Consider the following 20,104-nt stretch of genomic DNA (forward strand, 5'->3'; position numbering starts at 1 on the left):
CGGGTCACTGATGGACCCCCACCCCCGACCCCTCCCCTCAAGGGGGAGGGGAGGAAAGGCCGATCAGGCCTTGAGCTGGGTGCGTTGCAGTTCCTGGACTTCGCTGGTGAGCTGCTTGCCGGTCTGCAGGTAATAGGCGCGCTCGGCGATGTTGGTGGCGTGGTCGCCGATGCGTTCGAGGTTTTTGGCGCAGAACAGCAGATGGGTGCAGGGCGTGATGTTGCGCGGGTCTTCCATCATGTAGGTCAGCAGCTCACGGAACAAAGACGTGTGCATGGCATCGACCTCGTCGTCGCGGTTGCACACTTCGATGGCGGCGGCGGCGTCGCGGCTGGCATAGGCGTCCAGCGCATCCTTGATCTGGCGCAGCACCAAGGCCGTCATGTTCTTGACGCCGTTATAGAAGCTGGGCTGCAGATTGAGGCCTTCGAGCTTGAGCGAGCGGCGGGCCAACTGCTTGGCCATGTCGCCGACGCGTTCGAGGTCATTGGCGACGTGGATGGAAGTGATGATGGCGCGCAGGTCGGACGCCATGGGCTGGCGGCGGGCGATCATCGAGACGGCCATTTCGTCGATCTGGCGCTGCATGTCGTCAATGCGCTGATCGGCGATGATGGTGAGGTCGGCCAGCTCGCGGTCGAGCTTGAGCAGGGCCTTGGTGCCGTTCTCGATGGCGACTTCAACCTGGCCGCCCATCTCGGCGATGGATTGGGCCAGTTGCGTCAGCTCGTCGCTATAGGCGGTAACGATATGGTCGGTGCCAGTCGGGGACATGGGTAATTCCTCTTAGGGCGCGGGCGTTAGCCGATGCGGCCCATGATGTAATCCTGGGTCTGCTTGTTGACCGGATTGGTGAAGATGTCTTCGGTGACGCCTTCCTCGATCAGATTGCCCAGATGGAAGAACGCGGTCTTCTGGCTGACGCGGGCGGCCTGCTGCATCGAGTGGGTGACGATGACGATGGTGTAGTTTTCGCGCAGCTCGTCGATCAGCTCTTCGATGATGGCGGTGGCGATGGGGTCCAGGGCCGAGCAGGGCTCGTCCATCAGGATGACTTCGGGACCGACGGCAATGGCGCGGGCGATGCAGAGACGCTGCTGCTGGCCACCGGACAGACCGGTGCCGGGCTCGTTGAGGCGATCCTTGACCTCGTTGAACAGGCCCGCCTTGCGCAGCGAGTTGACGACGATTTCGTCGAGGTCGGTCTTGGAGCGGGCGAGGCCGTGGATTTTGGGGCCGTAGGCGACGTTTTCGTAGATCGACTTGGGGAAGGGATTGGGCTTCTGGAACACCATGCCGATGCGGGCGCGCAGTTCGACCACGTCGAGGCTGGGATCGTAAATGTCTTCGCCGTCGAGCTTGATGACGCCGCCGACCTTGGCGCCGTCAATGGTGTCGTTCATGCGGTTGATGCAGCGCAGGAAGGTGGACTTGCCGCAGCCGGAGGGGCCGATGAAGGAGGTGACGGCGCGGTCGGGAATGTCGATCGAAATGCCGAACAGGGCCTGCTTGGCACCGTAATGCACGGTGACGTCGCGGGCGGTGAGGCGGATCGGGCGGTCGAGGGCGTCGATGGGGTTCATTGCGCTATTCACTGATTGCTGGGTCATCTTAACCGTGCTGGCGACCATATCCATTTGGGATGTCCTTTAGCTAGGCGCGCTTTTCGAGGCGCGAGCGCAGGTAGATGGCAACGCCGTTGAGGCAGATCATCACGGCAAGCAGGACCATGATGGCGGCGGCGGTGCGGGGTTCGAAGAAATTGCGGTTTTCATTGCCCTGCCAGAGGTAAATCTGCACCGGCAAGGCAGTGGCCTGATCGAAGGGGGTCATCGGCACCTGGGCGACGAAGGCCTTCATGCCGATCAGCAGCAGCGGCGCGGTTTCGCCCAAAGCATGGGCGACGCCGAGAATGGTGGCGGTCAGGATCGAGGGGAAGGTGACCGGCAGCACGTGATGGAACACCATCTGGGTCTTGGAGGCACCCATGCCGAGCGCAGCCTGGCGCAGAGCCGGGGAGACGCCAAGCAGCGCGCCGCGCGTGGCGATGATGATGGTGGGCAGCGTCATCAAAGTGAGCACCAGACCGCCGACGATGGGGGCGGAGATCGGCAGATGCATCCAGTTGATGAACACGGCGGCGCCGAGCAGGCCGAAGACGATGGAGGGCACGGCGGCGAGGTTGTTGATATTGACCTCGATGAAATCGGTCAGCCGGGATTTGGGCGCGAATTCTTCGAGGTAGATGGCGCTGGCGACCCCGATGGGCACGGCCAGAACGATGACGATCAGCATCATCCACAGGGTGCCGACGAAAGCCCCAAGCAGGCCGGCGGAGGCAGGCGCGGCGCGGCTATCGACATTGGTGAAGATCGACCAGGCAAAGCCGTTGGAGACGGTGCCGTTTTCCTCAAAGATATCGATGAGGGCGCGGGCGGCCGGGGTGAGCTGCTGCTGGGCGTCGCCGAGCGAGCGGTCGATATTGCCCTTGATCCAGTTGGCGGCATTGGCCGAGGCGAGCAGGTCGACTTCGACGGTCTGGCCGAGCAAGGAGGGATCGGCGACGAACATCTCGCGCACTTGATGGCGGGCGTTGGTTTCGGCGATGGTGAGCAGGGCCTTGGTGTCGATCTCGTAGCCGGCGGGAGCAGCTTGGCGGAGGCTTGCCTCGATCACCTTGTTCCAGTTGAGCAGGGCCAGATCGCGCTGCCATTTGAGATTGGCGGCGCGGAAATCGGCGTCGGACTGGCCATCGACGCGGACCGGGGCGGGGTCGATATCGATGATTTCCGGATCATAGGTGATGGCGAGGTGCAGATTGGCCTGGGTGAAGGCCGGGATGCCTTTGCGCAGCACATCGGTGAACAGCAGGGCGACAAAGCCCAGCGCCAGAATGACGGCGGCAAGACCAAGGCCACGGAAAATGGCCTCGCTGCGGTGGCGGCGCTGCAGGCTGGCGCGAATGCGCTTGGTGCGTTCGGCGGAGGCAGCGGCGGTGGTGGCGAGCATGTCGGTCATGACTATTCGTACTGCTCCCGGAAGCGGCGGACGATGTAGAGGGCGACGATATTGAGGCCCAGCGTGATGACGAACAGCGTCAGGCCGAGGGCAAAGCCGACCAGCGATTGCGGTCCGGCGAAATCGGTATCGCCGGTGAGCTGATTGACGATGGAGACGGTGATGGTGGCGACCGGCTCGAAGGGGTTGCCGCGCAGCACCGGCGAATTGCCGGCGGCGAGCACCACGATCATGGTTTCGCCGACGGCGCGACTGACGGCCAGGAGGAACGCGCCGACAATGCCGGGCAGGGCAGCGGGCAGCAGCACATTGCGGATGGTTTCGGATTTGGTGGCGCCCAGGCCATAGGCGCCGTCGCGCAGGGTGCGCGGCACCTGATTGAGAATGTCATCGCTGAGCGAGGAGACGAAGGGGATGATCATCACCCCCATGACGATACCGGCGGTGAGAGCGCTGGTGGCGTTGATCGAGAGACCCATCAGATTGCCGGTGTCGCGCAGCATGGGACCGACGGTGGCCAGGGCGATGAAGCCGAAAACGATGGTGGGAATGCCGGCGAGGATTTCGATGGCCGGCTTGGCAAAGCTGCGCAGCCGGCGCGGGGCATATTGGCTGAGATAGATCGCGGCCATCAACCCGATCGGCACCGCCACCAGCATGGCGATGGCGGTAATCATCAGCGTGCCGACCAGCAGCGGCAGCAGGCCATAGCTGCCCCAATTGCCCGCCGAACCGGCATTGTTGGGGTTCCACACCGTGCCGAAGAAGAACTCGTGCGGGGGGATGAAGGTGAAGAATTTATAGGCCTCGGTGACCAGCGAGGCGACGATGCCCACCGTGGTCAGGATGGCGACGGCGGAACAGGCGAGCAGCGCCAGATTGATGATGCGCTCGACGGCATTGCGGGCACGCAGGCGGGCGGTGATGCGGCTGCGGGCATAGAGCAGCGCCACGACACCAGCCACGGCAGCGGCGCCGGTGACCAGGAGGAAACAAGTGAAATTGAAGCCGCGCAGCGCTTCGCCGGCGGCCTGCTCAAACGGCTGGATGGTGCCGGCGACGCCATAACCGGAGGCCAGCTGCTGGATGCGGATGATGGTGGTGTTCAGCCCGGTCTGGTCGAGCGCCTGCAGGGTGTCGACCGGGATCTGGGAGACGATGAAATCGCGGGTAATGCCGTCGCCGAGCCAGGCCCAGATGGCGACGATGAACAAAGCCGGCACCAGCGCCCAGATGGCGACATAGGAGCCGTGATATTGCGGGCGGGAGTGGATCTTGACGCCATCGGCGGTGGCCAGATTGCGACTGCGGGACCAGCCGGACTGGTAGGCCAGACCCAGCAGCACCAAGAGCAGGGCGGCAATGATCAGCGAATTCATCGATATGTGCCCCTGCTGAGGAAGAAATGGGCCGCGCCTGGTGGCGCGGCCCGGAAGTCGAGTTTACTGAGCGCCGGCGTCGAAGGCGGCGAGGACTTCAGCCGTGGCTTCGTCGGTCTGCGGGATCAGGCCAGCGGCTTCGAGCGTGCCACCGGCACCAGCCATCTGCTCGGACATGAAGAAGTGGACATATTCTTCAATGCCGGGGATCACGCCGATATGCTGGCCCTTGACGTAGAAGTACAGCGGACGGCTGACCGGATATTCGCCGGCAATGACGCTCTCATTGGAAGGCACCACGCCGTTGACGGTGGCAACCTTGAGGGTGTCCTTGTTCTGGTCATAGAAGCTGAGGCCGAACACGCCGACAGTGTCGGGGTTCGAGGTCAGGCGGGCCAGGGTTTCGGTGTAGTCGCCGGAGATTTCGATGACGACGTCCTGACGGAAAGTGGTCAGCGCGGCGGTCTTTTCTTCGGCGGTCAGGCTCTCGGGCAGGCCGGCTTCTTCGGCGCCAGCGTCGACAACTTCGAGCTGGAACACTTCACGAGTGCCGTGATTGGTGCCCGGGATGGCCAGCGAGATGGCCTGGTCGGGGAGCGACGCATCGATCTCGGACCAGCGGGTGTAGGGATTGTCGACCAGGGCGCCATCGACCGGAACCTTGGCGGCAATGGCCTTGTAAACCTGGACCGGGGTCAGGGCGAAATCGGGGCCATTGGCCGACGAGGCAAAGACGATGCCGTCATATCCGAACTGGATTTCGCGGATATCGGTGACGCCAGCGGCGATGCAGGCGTCGCGCTCGCTGTCCTTGATCGGGCGGGAGGCATTGGCGATGTCGATGGTGTTGTCGCCGGTGCCTTCGCAGAACTGCTTGAGACCGCCGCCCGTGCCGCCCGAACCGACGACCGGAGTCTTGAACTCGGGGAACACGGCGCCAAATTCTTCAGCCACGATGGAGGCGAAGGGCAGCACGGTGGACGAGCCGGCCACCTGGATGGTGTCGCGCGACTGGGCGAAGGCAGGCGTGGCGAAAGCGGCAAGTGCGATGACAGCGGCGCTGGCGAAAAGTGCAGGCTTCATGGGAATTTCCCTTTTCCGAATTCAGTTCAAACCTGGCGGGTTGATCCGGTGGTTCAGTCCCGGCACCGCCCTTTGACGCGGCGGACCATAGGAGCGGCACGCGACAGTTTTATTGCGGTTGCGTGACGGGTTTGTGACGGGCTAGTCCGTTGAATTTGAAGGGAAATTTCCGGAACAAGACGGGTTGGTGACGGCTTTGTGACGGTTGGATGTGACGGAAAAGGTGAGTCTTGGGGTGGTTTTTAGGGCTGGGATAGCGCCGCCGCTGCTTCACCACCCGGACAAGCCGGGTGGTGAAGCAGCAATCAATCCCAAGCGGGCGCGGTGGCCGGGTTGATGCGGCGGGCGCCGCGATCGACGGTAGCGATGAGGGCCATATCGGCGTCGGTCAGCGTTACCTGCTGGGCGGCGAAATTGCTGGCGAGGCGTTCGCGCTTGCTGGAGGCGGGAATGGCGGCGAGGCCGCGCGCCAGGGCAAAAGCAATGGCGAGCTGTTCGACCGTGCAATTCTTGGCGGCGGCCAGCTTCTCCAGCACGGGGTCGCCCTTGAGCGTGCCCTTGGCAATCGGCTGATAGGCAGTGACCGGAATGCCGGCGCTGTCGCAGAAATCCACCAGCTTGCGGTTTTGCAAATAGGGGTGGCATTCCACCTGATTGGTGGCGAGGACGCCCTTGCCCAAAATGGCCTCGGCCTGCTGCAGCAGGGCAATGGTGAAATTGGACACGCCGATGGTTTTGGTCAGGCCTAGCGCCTGCGCTTCGGCGAGCTGTTCCAGGTAGACCGGCTGCGGCACTGCATCATGCGGCGAAGGCCAGTGGATCAGGGTGAGATCGACAGCATCGACGCCGATGGTATCGAGGCTTTGGCGCAGCGACGGGATCAGCTTGCCGGCAGCAAAATTGGGCATGTCGATCTTGGTGGTGATGAAGATATCGGCGCGAGACAGGCCGGACTGGCGGATGGCTTCGCCGCATTCGCGCTCGGTATCGTAGCTCTGGGCGGTATCGATGTGGCGGTAACCGATTTCGAGCGCGGCCAGAATCGCGGCGGTGCCTTCGGGGCCACGGCGGCCATAGGTGCCCAGGCCCATCAAGGGCATGCCGAATGAAGTTTTGTGCATGAAAGCTCCGTGCGAAAATGGAAGGGATGGTTGGGCGGGGGCCGGCTCAGCGCAGCAAGGGGCGCACTTCGGCTTGGATCTTGCGCATCAGCGGCAGGAAATTGGCGATCATCTGCGAGGTCGAGGCGCGGGCTGATTGGGCGCCGATATTGAGGGCGGCGACGGTCTGGCCCTGGGCATTGAACAGCGGCACGGCGATGGAGCAGAGGCCGAGTTCGAGCTCTTCATCAATGACGGCAAAGCCCTGAGCAGCGACCACGGCCAGCTCGGTGATAAGCGCCGGTAGATCGGCCTTGGTCTTGGCGGTATAGGCGATCAGCTCGGAGCGGTTCAGCACCTCATGCGCCACAGCGGCGGGCAGGGCGGCGAGCAGAATGCGGCCCATCGAGGTGCAATAGGCGGGCAGGCGGGCGCCGGCCCCCAGATTGATCGACATCACCCGGCGATAGGAGGCGCGGGCGATATAGAGGATTTCGGTATTGTCGAGCACCGCCGCCGAGGAGCTTTCGTTGATCTGGCTGGACAGTTCTTCGAGGAAGGGCTGGATCAGCCGGGGCAGCGGCGTGGCGGCGAGATAGGAATGGCCCAGATTGAGCACGCGCGGGGTGAGGCGGAAGAATTTGCCGTCATAACTGGCATAGCCAAGATGGACCAGCGTGAGCAGACAGCGGCGGGCGGTGGCGCGTTCGAGCCCGGTGCGGTTGGCCACATCGGTGATTGACTGGCTGGCATGTTCCTCATCGAAGCACTCGATGACCGAGAGCCCCTTGACCAGACCATTGATAATATCGCCTTCGCGCATGCGGACCTCCGGTGATGCCGAGCTTATAGCAGAAAGGGCGCTGGGCGAACACTGGTCGCAAGGCGCACTGAGATGGCGCGGTGCGGCGGGGTGGAGGAGGCTCCAAAAAAGGGTGCGTCACGCGCGGCTCAATCGCGTGCGGTGCGACTTCCCTCTTGCCAGTCTGTGTCACCCTGCTAAAGACGCGAGCGGGGGCCTATAGCTCAATGGTTAGAGCCGACCGCTCATAACGGTCTTTCCGGAACCTGACGGGTCCGCTAGGACGCTTTGGATATCAACCGGTTAGCTGTCATTTCGGTGGCGATCGGGTCCCTGCGGGGACAGAAACGGGGACAGATTGATCTCATCTCTTCCCTGCTACGAGCCTGCAGCTCAATTGGTTAGAGCCGTCCGCTCATAACGGTTGTTCTTGACCATTAAGGCGATTTGGGTTGTGTAGAGTTTCCAACGGCTTGGGGTAAATTCTCTGAGTCTCTTTCTCGACGTCCCGGTTAATATCCCGGCGATGTCGAATGGGGGGCGTGTAGCTCAATGGTTAGAGCCGAGTGCTCATAACACTCTGGTTGCAGGTTCGAGTCCTGCCGCGCCCACCAAAACCTCGCTAAACGAGGAGCAGACGCAATACCATGTCGATGGTCATCAGGGCGTCGTGTACGGTTTGCGCGACGATCGTGTCTCTACTATGTGCGAGGGCATCGAGCTTGGCGCGTTGGGCCTCAATTAAATCTGTCGCTTTATCGAGCACTACAACGTCGCCAGCAGACGAATTGCGAGCGCGCTTTCGGACAGCGAGCTTGTATCGGTCACGCCGAGTGACCTTTCCATCCTTAGGCAGTTGGTAGTTTTGCTGCGCCTGGACCTCGTCATCGGGCGCCACGACCCGCAACACCTGACTAACTAGCTCCCTGGCTGAATGCGCTGCTTGCCGCTGCGTGTCAGGCAGCGTCGATTTCGCGGCTCGCCATGCGCCCCGACGCATCTCAATGAAAGCCGGCGATAGCGCCCCCAAGGCAGCATCAAGCTCATCGAGTGCTCCTCGACGTAGTGCTTCGCGACCGGCATCGGTAATGATGCGCCAATTTTCGGGCTCGGCCATGTCGCTGTATGTAGGCACGATCAATCCAGCATCCTGCAGCTCGCGCGCGCATAGATGAGCTTGAGCTCTTTCTTCGATACGGAAGTCAACGCCCATGGCATTTTCGAGCCAGCCGGCGTTATGAGGAGTACCCACAACCGCCCCAATGTGAGCAGAACGAGATGCCGTCGAATATACCTGCAGCAGTCCCATCATGATATCGTAATCGATGAGGCGGCTACTCACGGAGACTGGGCCATCACTTCCGTCCGTCAAGATTTCGTCCTTGCGCGGCGTAGCCTGTGCGGACTTGGATAGTTGTCGAAAACAGCTTCTCCAATCGGTCCCTGCCAGGCCGCCGAGTCCTTCGAACGGAGCCGTGACCAGATGATCATGCCACCGATTTCAAAAGTCCGCCCATGTCCGCCAGACGTTCGGTCCCAGTCATACCCTGAAGGCCAAATTCGAGCTCGAATGGACGGTTCCCCGCTTGCGATCGCGTCCCGCAAAGCTTCTACCGCGCCGGTTCTGATTTGACCGGCTTCGTCCCGGATCACGATATTCAGGTAAGGGACGTTGAGAGGGCCAGACGGGCTTTCGACATCTGCAAAAAACGTAAGACGCGCATCGCCAAAACCGCTCAAATCCGGATTGAATTCCACCCTCACATGGACGTGCTGCAGGACTTCCAGATGCCCTGAAAGCACGACTTCCGGCCAAAACTCTCGTCGACTTCTAGAAGGAACGAGGTCACCGCGGGGAAAGCGACGCTCGATGTGGCTGATCTGAAGGTCAATCATTTTTGTGTTCTTCAAATGATCCAAGGTCTTTTGGTCCCATGGATCATCGTTATCCCATTCCGAGGCCGCAGGCCCTGGCGACGCCAATCGCTGTAACTTTCGGAACACCATTATCGGTCTCCATTCCATTTCAAGAATGGGTCAATGCCTCCCTCCTTCCAGTGGTCGGATGTGATCTTCAGAAGGTCGTAGGGTCCATTCACACGATGGCTAAAGGACGGCACGAAGTGGTCACCGGCGCGCATGACCTCCCACAAATAGCCTGTAAGGGCCGCAGACGCCTTCATGCGGGCATGATCTCTACTCAATTCATAATGTTCAAAGGGGCCAACGAGCACCTCAACGGAAGATACTATTGAGAGAGCATCGTGGTAGGGAACAAATCGGACATTATTCAAATCAAGAATCGCACGAGCGGCACGATTCTCACGATGCCAGTCAACGTCATCGCTGAAGCCATTGTTATTCGAACCTTCTGTGACCTGCAATTTGCCCATCGGCACGCCGTTGTAGAAGATACGATATGTTCTTCCGAGCTCCGGCCCGTCACTCACGATATCTTTCACCAGAGTATCTGCCGTCTCCTCGATCGTCCAAGGATCGGCAACTTCGCGGTTCATCATGGTGCCGAAGTATTCGAACCCCTCAAAAACCGCCCGGACACCGGCCGTGGCAAAGGATTCAAAGCCATTGTCCGTTACAGATACCGGTCGATCGTGCTCCGGAGGTAGCCGCTCTCCGCCTTCGAGCTGCTCAATTAGACGCTTATATTCTTTGTCTATACCGGCTTTTCCGAACATCTGCTGCCCCTCAGTTTTGCGGAGACTTTGTCGACCAACTCACTTGACGTCAATAAGCGCCATAGGGGCTAACGAACCATCGTTAGCCCCTTCTCACTGGTTGCCGGTTCAAGACTGGCCGGGCCCCACCACCGCCGTTGAGAACCCCATACGAGCAAGTCGGTTTTCCGGCCTGCAAAGCCCTGGCTCCCGCGAGCTGGGGCTTTTGCTTTCTCAAGCGGCCGAAGCCAATCATAGAAATCGGCGGGGTGGTGCGGGAGCGGGGTGGACAGCGGCGGCAGGCGCGATGCTCGCCCAGCCTCGGCCTGCCGCAGCAGGACGGGGTTGGAGCGCACGGCGCGACAGCCTGGCGCCGCCGTCCAGGTGCAGACGGGCCCCTAACCGCCATCTGGTGTGGGGTGTATCGCGGAGCGGTACGCCGTACCCCACGCCAGGTGGGCATCGGCGCCTGCGCCGACGGTTAGGGCGGCACCGACCTCCGACCCGGCCCGCCACCTCACGACTTTGTGAAAATTAGCCCCGGCCCTGTGCCCGCCGGAGTCGGACCCCTTGGCGTAGTGTCAGCATTGGTCGAACAGTAAAGAATCGTTGTTCGTTACATTGACATAATGACACGCTCACCCGATTCTTTTTCGGAGATCGCGGGATTAGCCAGGCATGGTGTCTAGACGCTTCGCGTCCGACCCCACCTGGCGAGGGGAGGGAAACCCTCCCCGTCGACCCCGCCCACCGCCGTCGGAGCCGTCGAGTATGAGCATCAGTCAGACCCGCCGCTTGTCGCACCAGATCAATATTGGCCTGACTGCGATCGAGGCCGAGCATGTAGATGCAGCGGCTCAAAGCGCTGGCGTAAGCCGGGCCGCATTCGCCCGGCGTCATGTGCTCGCCGCTGTTGGTCGGGTCGATACGACTTCGGCGCGCCGGGGCGGCACCGCGCTTCCGTCCGAAGACATTGCCGTCGTTGCCGCCCTTTCCGGGGATGTACGCCGCGCGACCGGAGCCACAGTGCAGCTTTCAAAAGCCCTTCGCTTGGCTGGCCACGCCGGCTTCCACGACCTAGCTGAACGCGTCGTCATCGACCTGCGCCGCCAGGCCGATGCGATCGCCGACATCATTGCGAGGCTGAAATGACGGACGATTACGACAATGCCCGCCGTGCAGTTGAGGACTTCCTTGCATCCTCGCCGTCGCCAGGCGAGAGCAAGCGACCTGCGGGCTGGCCAGCGGCCCGGCATCGCGTGGACTTGACCTTTCCGCCAGGTCCCCGGCCCGGCGAGCCGACGGCTCCGGTCAGCGCGTCCATCCGCTTGTCGAATCTACAAGCGCATTTCATCCGCCGGGCTGCCGTCTCTGCTGGAACTGAACCCGGCGTCTGGGCCCAGCGTCATCTGCTCGCTGCCGCCGGGTGTCCGCCGCCCCAGGCACTTGCATCGGGGGAGGTGCTGGCACGCATTTATACGCTCCACATGCATCTCGACTCGCTGCTGGCAGCGGCGAGGAAGCAATGACGAGCGCGCGGCCATGCTTTCTGGTGAAACCAGGGGAAAGGGCGGTCCCGCTCTGGCGAGGCACCTACTCTCGCGAAAAGCTGGTCAACGCGTGCAGCTTGTTGCCGCTCGCCACCTGCCCGCTGAAGACCTCGCCGGGCAGCTTCGCCAGCTTGTCCTCGGTGCCGCGCACGGCCGGACCGACCGGCCAGTTTGGCACGTCCACGTTGACCCCGATATCGGTCACGACGATCCGGAGACGATCCGCGTCTTTCTGCGTCACTTCGAAGCTGAATTCGGGATCGAGGATCAGGAGCGGTGCGGCGTTCTGCACACTAAAAATGGCAGAACCCACGCCCATCTCGCTTATAGCCTCGTGCGGCCCGACGGACGCGTCGTGGACCTGCGCAACAGCTACCGCCGCCGTGAAAAGTGCGCCGTCATCACCGCCGCCGAGCTTGACCTACCGCCCCCGCCGATCCCGAAGCCGGGATCGGTTTACCGCGCTCTTGTCAAAGAATGTCGCCCCGCCGCCGAATGGATGGCGAAGCACTACGACCTGGGCCGCGCCGTCCGCGTTTCGGACCTATCACCCCAACGCCGCCACATCGAGGCTCGCACCGAAGTCGCAGCCGTCGATATGCGCACCGCGCTTTCCGCAGCTTGGCCGCCCACGTCACCGCGCGAATTCCAACAGGCGCTCCGCAAGGCCGGTCTCTCGCTCGCAGTTGGCGACAAGGCCGTCGTCGTTGTGGACGCGAGCGGCGCGGCCCACGCGCTGGCGCGGGAACTGCGGGCCGCGTGCAGGTCCGAGGGGCGCGAACCGCCCCGTGCGGCGGCCGTTCGCGCCGCCATAGCAGGACTCCGCTTGCCACCCGTCCCCCACCTTCGCCGACTTCAAGAGATCGTCAGGAATGACCGAGCAAAAGCCGAAACACCCGTTGATGATCGAGATGGAGAGCACGCACGACGACGTGCTGCGGCTGCACCCGCTGCTTCAGCTCCTCGAGGAGCAGGGAACGGGCGAGGACCCGATTCGCGTCATCGTGACCCTGCTCGAAGCGATTCTCGCTCGGCTCTCGCGGATCGAATCCGCGCTGTCGCTGCCCGAGCTGCCCTCGCCCGCGCCGGTCGAGCTTTAGCCGCCCGCGTCACCACCCTTGCGCAGCGGATCCGCTTCCGGATCGCAGCGGCAAGGATTACGAAAGGTATCCTTGAAATGACCGATCCATATTCCCCTCACAAACAGGACTATAAGGCTGGGCTGATCATGAAGCTCGGCCTGGCCGCCGCCGTCGCATATTCTGGCCGTGTCCACATGGTGAGGGCCTCACAGCGCCCGGGACAGCCGCACCGCCTCTTGTGTCATGATGGTTCCTGGGTCGAGATCGACCGAGGCGGACGCATGATCCGTACTTGGGGCGAGGGCGGCACGGCGCGCGAAATCGCCACCGCCATCATGGCCGATGACGAGGCATACCAGGTTGAACACCTGGAGAAGACTGCCACGGCAGCGGCCCCTGGCGCACCGCGCCGGGCCGCGCCCGTATTGCCCGACGACAAGCTTAAGGCGCTGGCTGACGGCTGGCGCCAGCGTGGGTTTGCCGATGTCGAGATGGACGACAGCGGAGTTTGGGTGGCCCTGCCTGGCGGAAGCCGCCTTTACGATTCTGGCACTCGCGTGACTATCCATGGCCGTATCACCAACGAGGCCTTGGCCGCGATGGTCGCGAAGGCGAAGTCCGACTGGAATGGTCAGCACCGCCTGCACGGCACTTGGACCGACCACGACCGCGAAAGTATGTGGCTGGAATCTCAGCGTCAGGGTGTGACGCTGCTCGACTATGAGCCGAGCCCAGCTCTCATCGCGCGGTGGGAGGCCGAACGCGACGCCGCCGGGAGTAGTACGGCGCAGGCTTTGCGGCCTGACACGGCATCCGGCCCGGCCGCTGCCGGGCCCGTGCCACCTATGGGCGGCGACAGTTCCGCCGAGGTGGAACCCAAGGCATCGCCTGTGCCCCTGCCGGGAGCCGATGACGCACTGGCTCGCCATGTGCACCGCGCCCAGATTGACCTCGACGCGCTGCATTCTCGGTGGTCAAGGGAGGCACGCAGCGAGGCCGACCGCGACCGCCTGCGTAAAGAGGAGGCGGTGTTGAAAGCGAAGCTCGCGATCTACGAGCGCGCTCGCGTTTTGGCCCATGCTGAGGGCCTGTCCCGTGAGGACGCTATCCGCGCGGCATACGCTGAGGCGCAGGAACGCGAACACGAGCCCGTGGCGGCGCTACGTAGGTAAGAACCCCTCGCCGGGTGGCATCCCCGGCCCAATGGATTGGGCCGGGGAGCGCAGGACGGTATGGCGGCTCCAGTCGCATCAAGCGGGGCCGTGCCTCGCCCTACGGGCTGCGGCCGCACCACCCCCACCTGACCCGCCTTCCACCTCGTCCAGAGCCACAGATTTGCGCTATCCAATATTCACACCGAACCCAGCTTTGATGACCGACGAGGCACGGATTTATAGGCCCGGTCAGCCTGTTGAGATCGCTAGTGCACCGTTGTCGATTGGTCGCGCTGCCGATGTTTTTGGACTACCGGGAGCGGTGTCGTCTTCTACTTGGCAGGCGTTGCCACGTGTGGTCGAGATCATCCAGCGTATCGTCCCGTGGGTCACTGTGACGGCGGCTCCAATCCTTGTCAGTGAAGTGCGGGATGACGGATATCCAAACCTGAATCTGCTCAAAGGCAAGGATAGTTCCAGAAATCCATATACTCTATTCAATTGAATGTCATTCGCTGGGCAAGAATTAGTTGTATTATCCTTGCAATCAAGGCCGACGTTTCTGTTCAATGCCGCATGCCATGAAGCATTTCATCAGGTAGAGCAAATTTTAGACAACAAAATACTTGACGAAATTGACTCTCATCTGGTTCCTGTCGACTTCGGATCGACCTATGAAAATTCGTCGGTCGAGCGGCGGGCCCGGGCGTTCGCGGCCTGGTGCAACAGGTTTGAGGAGGGCTTGCCGAACATTCGGTTAGCTTCCCGTCTGGACTGGATTTTTGATGAAGTCGCAACTGGAGAGGTAGCGCAGGAATGGATGCAACAGCAGAAGAAGGCGGCGGCCAGGGCAACAAAGTGACGGCCATAGTGGTCAGGTACTTTGATGGCCGCCCAACGGTAATCGATGACGACACGGATGACGTGTGCATCGTCTACCAGTCCGACACGCCGATTGCCGCGGTCGATTGGCTCTTTGCCGAGCGTCAGTTTGACAGGTGGTGCCGCCGGTCGGAAGCGATTGCCGAGGTGGTTCTCGTGACAGTCCCCATGCCCGCAGATCCGGCCGACCTGGAAGCATGCCTTCATGTTGCCGCCCGGACGGCAACCGTGACCTGGGGCTACGTCAGAACGCGCATTTCGCAGGCCGCATGACTGAAATATCTTTCCTGGCAATGGGTTAGAGTTGCACGGAAAGTGTTACTCAATTCGGGAAAAGTGTTACCTCGCCGGTCTATCGCATTGATCGGTCAGCGATAATCTCGAAACCACGATTTTTAGAACGAGATTACAGCGGCTCGCCCATCGGCGGGCCGTAACCGTTTGATTCATAACAGCTTTCAGCGGACCCTAAAGAACCACCCCCGGTCATCGGCCGGCAAGCCTCGCGGGGGTGATTTTAGGGGTGAACAATCGTGTCTGATTATGCCGAAAAAGTCAACGAATGCATGCTGTCTGAGTGTCAGCAGTGTGTTCCGTCATGTGCAGCGGTCGCCGAAGAAGAGCGCTGGCACCGTGTCCAGCACTATCAAGCGGAAATGTTGGCTGAGGCAAATGCCGAGGCCTGGACAGCCCGCGTTGTAGCAGACGTCCCCTCGGTATTGCGGGGTGACTGGTGACCGCGCATGCCGGCGAAGGCCGGCCAGGCAAGCCCGCAGGGCGCGCAGACCGCGGCGAAGGCCGTGGCTTGAGAGTGGAGGTATCCGGTTTCTCTCCCCCCACACCGGAGGTGGGCGACCAGCCCGCCGACCGGGAGGAACTTCCGCATCTTCTTTCTACAACGAAAGGTCGCTATGACCTGAGAAGCGGCATCGCCCGCTTGCTGAAACCTGCGGACGGTGGCCGTGGTCCGGCAACCTGTGGGTGTGGCTTTGCTGCTTATAACACCGATGCGGTGTCCGTTCATTTGAGCGGGCCGGAAGGCAAGAGAAAGGCCAGCGTCTCCGGGGTCTATCGCTGCGACTCGATCAGTGCCTGCCCGGTGTGCACCGTCCGTCGAGCAAGGGAGGTCGAGGAACGGCTTAAGGAGGCGGCCACCGCATGCCTCGACATCGGCGGGTCGGTGTGGGCACTCACTATCACCGTCCAGCGCAAAAAAGATCAATCGCTGAAAGCGATGCACACCGGCGCATCAACCGCACTTCGCAAAGCTCGCCAAGGAGCCCTGTGGGTCAAGCACTCGGTCGCAGCTGGATTTCTTGGCTTGTCGATGACGGTTGAGTGCCCATGGTCGCCGGTCACTGGGTTTGGTGAGCATTTTCATGTCTTGGCCTTTTTCGACCATTGCGACCGCTTCCGGGCCGAAGCCCACTGCGAGTTACTGATTACTCGTTACTTGGCCAAACTCGACAAGATTGGGCTGGTCGGTACCCGTGCGGCGCAGGAAGTTCATATGTGCGCCGACACCGATTCCGCCGCAAAATATGCTGCAAAAGCTGCTGCCGAACTCGCAAACGGCTGGGTCAAAGAAGGTCGAAAAAAGGGGTCGACGAGTGTCCATCCATTCGCAGTAGCAGCCCGCGCCAGCATTAAGGATTTGCGTGGTAATCCTTTGGTGGTGCCAGGCCTCGAAAGGGTCACTCCAGACCGCGCCGCCGGAATTTTTTGCGAGTACGCCTCTGTTTTTACCGGTATCCGCCAAGGCCTGATTTCGCCCGCGCTGGCAGCAAAGCTGGGACTGCGGGCCGAGGATAACGAAATGCTCGAAACCCCCGAGCAACAGTTCGAGGACGAAAAGCCGGTGATCGGCACCCTCCGATCTGGTCTGTGGAACAAGCTTGTCGCCCAAGCGATGGCCGGGACCTTCATGCACAAGGTCGAGACTGAAATCACGATAGATATCAAGACCGGCCAGGTCACAGGTTGGACCGAGCTGATCGCGTGGGCAGGTGAGATTACTGGCGACACGCAAGCCCGTGAGTCATTCGAGGCCGGACTCTATGGCGAGGATTCGAGAGGTCCGACGGTGGAAGAAATGGCGGCGTGGAAACCCATTTATCGTCCGCCGGTGCGCGTGACCGCCGGCCAGGTCTGGGCCGAGGCAGCTACTGCTTGTGGCCGCTACATGCGGCCAGATCTCATCATGAACTACGTGGCTGCTGCGATCGAAAGGATGCGGGTGCAGATCGAGCAGACTGGCAGAGAGGTCATAATGCCAACGGAGGCCGATGTGTGGGCCTCCGTTCTTGAGCGACAGGCGGCGTAGACCGGGAGGTGAGATCCTTGCTGCCGTCGGCCGCAAGTGCTGAATATCAATCCGTCAGGCGAAGGACAGCAACCGACCCCAAAAACGGCCATTCACGCAAACATCTCACGATCCTTGGAGCTGCCATTCAAGCCGCTTTCCTAGAGGACGACTATCGGCGTTGCCCTCGCAAAACGACAGTCCTTAGGTCGCGTCGAAATGCTGCCGCATCGCTTGCCCCCGGTGGGCAATATCCCTGCTTGCGACACAACAGAGTAACACTCCCCCTCACTCTCGATCCGCCAGGCATAGTTGGCAGCGTCACAACTGCAAAAAAAATATCATGGCAATGGCGGTGCAACGACCTCGCTGTCACGGTTGCGCTCGGAATTCTGCTTCAGGCGCGTCGACAACTTCTCCAGGAGAGTATTCGCGATTGTGATATCTTCAGCCTCTACGCCTGATAGTGCGTCCGCCAGAATTTTGAGTCGCGCTGTATGGATGGAGTCGAGGGCAACACGTCCGGCAGCGCCGATGGAAATTACCGAAGCCCGTCGATCGTCAGGAGAGTGCCCACGTTCGACTAGCCCCGCGCGTTCCAATGCCTGAAGGCGCGGCGTGACCGAAGATACATCCAGGCCCTGGCAGGCAGCGATGTCAGAGACTCGCATTGGGCCGTCGGTGTCGAGATGTTCAAGTAGAGCCCAAGAGGCCGGGGGCAACATATGATCCGCCTGCCGTGCGATCTTGGCAGAGACATCGCGATGCGAGAAGCTTGTCACGACGTCCCAAAGGGTTCTTTCCAGACGGGCCAATCCGCTGCGTTCCGACATGTTCACCTGGCTCCAACACCATCCACTTACGGCCATCTTATCGCATTTATGGTTTGGACAAACAAACTATCTGGATCATCGACACCGTTGTGGCATAAGCTTGGTTTGGACAACCAAAATATCAGATGAACCTTGCGGTCGAACTTCCGGAGTGGACCAATGAAGCTATCCATCGTCGATCTTGCCACGATCAAACCAGGCGAGACCGCAACCGATGCCCTTAGGCAGGCGCTGGACACCGTCCGACTGGCGGAGGCGCTCGGATTTCACCGCATCTGGTTCGCCGAGCACCATATGGCTCCGGCCCAGGCATCCCATCACCCTGAACTGCTGATCGCGGCGGCCGGCACGCAGACCCGGCACATCAGGCTCGGCTCGGGGGCGGTTCTGATGAACCACTATAGCCCGTTCAAGGTGGCCGAAATGTTCAAGCAGCTCGATGCTATGTTTCCGGACCGAATCGACCTCGGCATGGGCCGAGCCACCGCAGGGCCGGCTATTGATCTAGCGCTACGGCGGGATCGTAAATCACAGCCGGTCGATGATCATTCCATGCAGGTCTCCGAGGTGCTGGCATGGCTGCATAACGCCTTTCCGGCCGGTCACCCTTTCGCAAACAAGCCGCTAATCCCGACAGTTTCCACGATCCCCGAAAGTTGGCTGTTAGGATCGAGCCCGGGCGGCTCGCGTTTAGCGGCACAGCTTGGCATTGGCTATACCTTTGCAGGATTCATCAACCCGCAGGCCGCCGCTTCCTCCTTGCGCACCTATCGCGATAATTTCGTTGCCACGCCTTTCGGTGCCGGCGCGCCCCGCGCCATGCTTGGGGTCAATGTCAGCGTCGGGGAAACCGACGAGGACGGCCAGCGCCTCGCCCTGTCGGCGAAGGGCTTCTATCAGCGCCTGAGCCGGCTGGGTGCGGCGGCTTACGTTCCCACTATCGAGGAAGCTGACCGGGAACTGGGCGATGCCGAACGAGCCGAACCGACCAGAATTGTCGGCGGGCGCTGGCCGCGTTTCATCGCGGGCGGCCCCGAGGAAGTGAAGGCGACGCTCGACGAGATGATTGACCAAAGCGGGGCCGACGAAGTGATCGTGCAGGACTTGATCGCCAATCCCGAGGATCGCGCCCGCTCCCATGAACGGATCGCCAAGGCGTTCGGTCTCACGCCGCGCGAGCCAATTCTATGACCTTCGAGGACTACTATGAAATTCAGCAGGTGATTGCCCGTTACGGCCACGTCATCGATGCCGCAATCGACCAGCTCGATACCGTTTTCACGCCCGATTGCGTCTACGACATGACGGGCGGCGGTGGGCCGGTGGTCACCGGAATTGCTGGCATCCTGACGTCTTTCACCGGCTCGCCGGTGCCGCCGTCACGGTCGCAACTCGAGCAACAGCGACCCGGCCTATCCCATCACACCACCAATGTGGAAATCATAGCTGAGCGAGACGGTGAGGCAGATGTGCGTAGTAAATTTTTCCGCCTCGCTCCGAACGGCGTTGCGATCGGCCAGTATCGTGACGTGCTTGTTCGTACTCCCGTTGGGTGGCGGATCGCCCGCCGCGGCGTGATTGCCTACGGCGCGTAGCGTCGTCACGGAGAGACACCCAAAACCGACTGGATGTGCCGCCTGTCTAAGTGATGCGCGCCAAACACCCGGCACCTTCTTTGCGGATTCTGGTTGCAATCGCCCTGCAACCGTATAAGCGGTAAGGACATTTATCTTTATGATTGAGATTTATGGTGGCGGAGATTACGCGGAGACAACTGAATGAGGATGTGGAACAGGCACTGATCCACATGATCCGTCGCGTCGAGGACGCTCAAGAGCGTGCGGCTAGGGAGTATGGTATGCACCCGACAGATTTTCGGTGCCTCGGCTTCCTCAAGTCACACGGTAAGCCGGCCAGTCCCAAGGAGATCATTGCCTATCTCGGCCTGACCTCGGGAGCAGGCACCGCGCTGCTGGATCGGCTGGAAGCTGCCGGTTTCATAAAGCGCCTGGGCAATCCCGACGATCGGCGCAGCTATTTGATCTGGCTCGATACCGAGGCGGCAGCTGATCCTCTAGCCCTCTCTCAGCATATCCAGGAAAAGTACCGCGCGGCGACAGCGGATCTATCCGACGAGAATCTGCAAGCCATCGCTTTTTATCTCGGACGCATTCAGACGCTCTCCGCAGAGCTGAATGCCGCACTCTACGGCGGCGCTGTGTAGTCCTCTTCAACACCCTAACC

The 20,104-nt window shown here is 61.3% G+C and carries 20 protein-coding genes, 1 tRNA gene and 1 pseudogene; 11 read left to right on the forward strand and 11 right to left on the reverse strand.

Annotated elements, in window-relative coordinates; genetic code table 11:
* Nucleotides 1–63: 63 nt before the first annotated feature.
* The 7 genes from phoU to ACX3OZ_RS16235 form a co-directional block, all read right to left on the reverse strand.
* Nucleotides 64–774: a phosphate signaling complex protein PhoU gene (gene phoU, locus ACX3OZ_RS16205; RefSeq protein WP_459096064.1), complete on the reverse strand. Its 711-nt coding sequence runs from the start codon at nt 772–774 to the stop codon at nt 64–66.
* Nucleotides 775–800: 26 nt separating this feature from the next.
* Nucleotides 801–1,583 carry a phosphate ABC transporter ATP-binding protein PstB gene (gene pstB, locus ACX3OZ_RS16210; RefSeq protein ID WP_459096108.1) on the reverse strand — a complete coding sequence of 261 codons (783 nt, stop codon included), beginning with the start codon at nt 1,581–1,583 and terminating at the stop codon, nt 801–803.
* Nucleotides 1,584–1,653: 70 nt separating this feature from the next.
* Complete coding sequence (pstA, locus tag ACX3OZ_RS16215) at nt 1,654–3,018, reverse strand: phosphate ABC transporter permease PstA (RefSeq protein WP_459096065.1); 1,365 nt, start codon at nt 3,016–3,018, stop codon at nt 1,654–1,656.
* Between the two features lie 2 nt (nt 3,019–3,020).
* A complete protein-coding gene (gene pstC / locus ACX3OZ_RS16220; protein ID WP_459096066.1) occupies nt 3,021–4,397 on the reverse strand; it encodes a phosphate ABC transporter permease subunit PstC in 1,377 nt (458 codons plus the stop codon).
* A 63-nt stretch (nt 4,398–4,460) separates the two neighbouring features.
* Entirely contained in the window at nt 4,461–5,480 is a 1,020-nt protein-coding gene (locus ACX3OZ_RS16225; protein ID WP_459096067.1) for a substrate-binding domain-containing protein, read from the reverse strand.
* Nucleotides 5,481–5,785: 305 nt separating this feature from the next.
* Nucleotides 5,786–6,601, reverse strand: a complete 816-nt coding sequence (locus ACX3OZ_RS16230) for an aldo/keto reductase (RefSeq protein WP_459096068.1) — start codon at nt 6,599–6,601, stop codon at nt 5,786–5,788.
* A 46-nt stretch (nt 6,602–6,647) separates the two neighbouring features.
* Entirely contained in the window at nt 6,648–7,403 is a 756-nt protein-coding gene (locus tag ACX3OZ_RS16235) for an IclR family transcriptional regulator domain-containing protein (RefSeq protein ID WP_459096069.1), read from the reverse strand.
* 517 nt (nt 7,404–7,920) lie between these two features.
* On the opposite strand from ACX3OZ_RS16235, the gene ACX3OZ_RS16240 reads away from it, so the two are divergent.
* A tRNA-Ile gene (locus ACX3OZ_RS16240) sits at nt 7,921–7,996 on the forward strand.
* 8 nt (nt 7,997–8,004) lie between these two features.
* On the opposite strand, the gene ACX3OZ_RS16245 is transcribed toward ACX3OZ_RS16240, so the two are convergent.
* The 3 genes from ACX3OZ_RS16245 to ACX3OZ_RS16255 are packed head-to-tail and all read right to left on the reverse strand — an operon-like array spanning nt 8,005 to nt 10,078.
* Entirely contained in the window at nt 8,005–8,754 is a 750-nt protein-coding gene (locus ACX3OZ_RS16245; RefSeq protein ID WP_459104891.1) for a pPIWI-associating nuclease domain-containing protein, read from the reverse strand.
* A complete protein-coding gene (locus ACX3OZ_RS16250; RefSeq protein WP_459104892.1) occupies nt 8,751–9,389 on the reverse strand; it encodes a hypothetical protein in 639 nt (212 codons plus the stop codon). Before ACX3OZ_RS16250 ends, ACX3OZ_RS16245 begins: the two co-directional genes overlap by 4 nt.
* The gene (locus ACX3OZ_RS16255) at nt 9,389–10,078 is read right to left on the reverse strand and encodes a hypothetical protein (protein WP_459104893.1); all 690 of its coding nucleotides are present in this window, start codon (nt 10,076–10,078) and stop codon (nt 9,389–9,391) included. The genes ACX3OZ_RS16250 and ACX3OZ_RS16255 overlap by 1 nt, the downstream gene beginning before the upstream one ends.
* A gap of 750 nt (nt 10,079–10,828) precedes the next feature.
* On the opposite strand from ACX3OZ_RS16255, the gene ACX3OZ_RS16260 reads away from it, so the two are divergent.
* The 7 genes and pseudogenes from ACX3OZ_RS16260 (at nt 10,829) to ACX3OZ_RS16290 (ending at nt 17,048) form a co-directional block, all read left to right on the forward strand.
* Nucleotides 10,829–11,209, forward strand: coding sequence for a hypothetical protein (locus ACX3OZ_RS16260; protein WP_459104894.1), 381 nt, complete (start codon nt 10,829–10,831; stop codon nt 11,207–11,209).
* A gap of 390 nt (nt 11,210–11,599) precedes the next feature.
* A pseudogene (locus ACX3OZ_RS16265) lies at nt 11,600–11,944 on the forward strand (relaxase/mobilization nuclease domain-containing protein); the annotation flags it as partial.
* A 535-nt stretch (nt 11,945–12,479) separates the two neighbouring features.
* Entirely contained in the window at nt 12,480–12,707 is a 228-nt protein-coding gene (locus ACX3OZ_RS16270; protein ID WP_459104912.1) for a hypothetical protein, read from the forward strand.
* Between the two features lie 77 nt (nt 12,708–12,784).
* A complete protein-coding gene (locus tag ACX3OZ_RS16275) occupies nt 12,785–13,861 on the forward strand; it encodes a hypothetical protein (protein ID WP_459104913.1) in 1,077 nt (358 codons plus the stop codon).
* Between the two features lie 199 nt (nt 13,862–14,060).
* Nucleotides 14,061–14,348 carry a hypothetical protein gene (locus tag ACX3OZ_RS16280; RefSeq protein WP_459104895.1) on the forward strand — a complete coding sequence of 96 codons (288 nt, stop codon included), beginning with the start codon at nt 14,061–14,063 and terminating at the stop codon, nt 14,346–14,348.
* A gap of 311 nt (nt 14,349–14,659) precedes the next feature.
* Nucleotides 14,660–14,998: a hypothetical protein gene (locus tag ACX3OZ_RS16285; RefSeq protein ID WP_459104896.1), complete on the forward strand. Its 339-nt coding sequence runs from the start codon at nt 14,660–14,662 to the stop codon at nt 14,996–14,998.
* A gap of 460 nt (nt 14,999–15,458) precedes the next feature.
* On the forward strand, nt 15,459–17,048 hold the full coding sequence (locus ACX3OZ_RS16290; RefSeq protein WP_459104897.1) for a hypothetical protein: 1,590 nt from the start codon (nt 15,459–15,461) through the stop codon (nt 17,046–17,048).
* 320 nt (nt 17,049–17,368) lie between these two features.
* On the opposite strand, the gene ACX3OZ_RS16295 is transcribed toward ACX3OZ_RS16290, so the two are convergent.
* Nucleotides 17,369–17,860, reverse strand: coding sequence for a MarR family winged helix-turn-helix transcriptional regulator (locus tag ACX3OZ_RS16295; protein WP_459104898.1), 492 nt, complete (start codon nt 17,858–17,860; stop codon nt 17,369–17,371).
* Nucleotides 17,861–18,019: 159 nt separating this feature from the next.
* Here ACX3OZ_RS16295 and ACX3OZ_RS16300 point away from each other — a divergent pair, with 159 nt between their 5' ends.
* The 3 genes from ACX3OZ_RS16300 (at nt 18,020) to ACX3OZ_RS16310 (ending at nt 20,084) form a co-directional block, all read left to right on the forward strand.
* Entirely contained in the window at nt 18,020–19,051 is a 1,032-nt protein-coding gene (locus ACX3OZ_RS16300) for an MsnO8 family LLM class oxidoreductase (protein ID WP_459104899.1), read from the forward strand.
* Nucleotides 19,048–19,455, forward strand: a complete 408-nt coding sequence (locus ACX3OZ_RS16305) for a nuclear transport factor 2 family protein (RefSeq protein WP_459104900.1) — start codon at nt 19,048–19,050, stop codon at nt 19,453–19,455. Before ACX3OZ_RS16300 ends, ACX3OZ_RS16305 begins: the two co-directional genes overlap by 4 nt.
* A gap of 152 nt (nt 19,456–19,607) precedes the next feature.
* A complete protein-coding gene (locus ACX3OZ_RS16310) occupies nt 19,608–20,084 on the forward strand; it encodes a MarR family winged helix-turn-helix transcriptional regulator (protein WP_459104901.1) in 477 nt (158 codons plus the stop codon).
* The last annotated feature ends 20 nt before the right edge of the window (nt 20,085–20,104 follow it).

It is taken from the genome of Devosia sp. A369, from assembly GCF_054489345.1.

Coding starts and splice junctions, on each gene's coding strand:
- phoU (WP_459096064.1), bottom strand. CDS start 774: ATGTCCCCGACTGGCACCGACCATATCGTTACCGCCTATAGCGACGAG.
- pstB (WP_459096108.1), bottom strand. CDS start 1,583: ATGAACCCCATCGACGCCCTCGACCGCCCGATCCGCCTCACCGCCCGC.
- pstA (WP_459096065.1), bottom strand. CDS start 3,018: ATGACCGACATGCTCGCCACCACCGCCGCTGCCTCCGCCGAACGCACC.
- pstC (WP_459096066.1), bottom strand. CDS start 4,397: ATGAATTCGCTGATCATTGCCGCCCTGCTCTTGGTGCTGCTGGGTCTG.
- ACX3OZ_RS16225 (WP_459096067.1), bottom strand. CDS start 5,480: ATGAAGCCTGCACTTTTCGCCAGCGCCGCTGTCATCGCACTTGCCGCT.
- ACX3OZ_RS16230 (WP_459096068.1), bottom strand. CDS start 6,601: ATGCACAAAACTTCATTCGGCATGCCCTTGATGGGCCTGGGCACCTAT.
- ACX3OZ_RS16235 (WP_459096069.1), bottom strand. CDS start 7,403: ATGCGCGAAGGCGATATTATCAATGGTCTGGTCAAGGGGCTCTCGGTC.
- ACX3OZ_RS16250 (WP_459104892.1), bottom strand. CDS start 9,389: ATGGTGTTCCGAAAGTTACAGCGATTGGCGTCGCCAGGGCCTGCGGCC.
- ACX3OZ_RS16255 (WP_459104893.1), bottom strand. CDS start 10,078: ATGTTCGGAAAAGCCGGTATAGACAAAGAATATAAGCGTCTAATTGAG.
- ACX3OZ_RS16260 (WP_459104894.1), top strand. CDS start 10,829: ATGAGCATCAGTCAGACCCGCCGCTTGTCGCACCAGATCAATATTGGC.
- ACX3OZ_RS16270 (WP_459104912.1), top strand. CDS start 12,480: ATGACCGAGCAAAAGCCGAAACACCCGTTGATGATCGAGATGGAGAGC.
- ACX3OZ_RS16275 (WP_459104913.1), top strand. CDS start 12,785: ATGACCGATCCATATTCCCCTCACAAACAGGACTATAAGGCTGGGCTG.
- ACX3OZ_RS16280 (WP_459104895.1), top strand. CDS start 14,061: ATGACCGACGAGGCACGGATTTATAGGCCCGGTCAGCCTGTTGAGATC.
- ACX3OZ_RS16285 (WP_459104896.1), top strand. CDS start 14,660: ATGGATGCAACAGCAGAAGAAGGCGGCGGCCAGGGCAACAAAGTGACG.
- ACX3OZ_RS16295 (WP_459104898.1), bottom strand. CDS start 17,860: ATGTCGGAACGCAGCGGATTGGCCCGTCTGGAAAGAACCCTTTGGGAC.
- ACX3OZ_RS16300 (WP_459104899.1), top strand. CDS start 18,020: ATGAAGCTATCCATCGTCGATCTTGCCACGATCAAACCAGGCGAGACC.
- ACX3OZ_RS16305 (WP_459104900.1), top strand. CDS start 19,048: ATGACCTTCGAGGACTACTATGAAATTCAGCAGGTGATTGCCCGTTAC.
- ACX3OZ_RS16310 (WP_459104901.1), top strand. CDS start 19,608: ATGGTGGCGGAGATTACGCGGAGACAACTGAATGAGGATGTGGAACAG.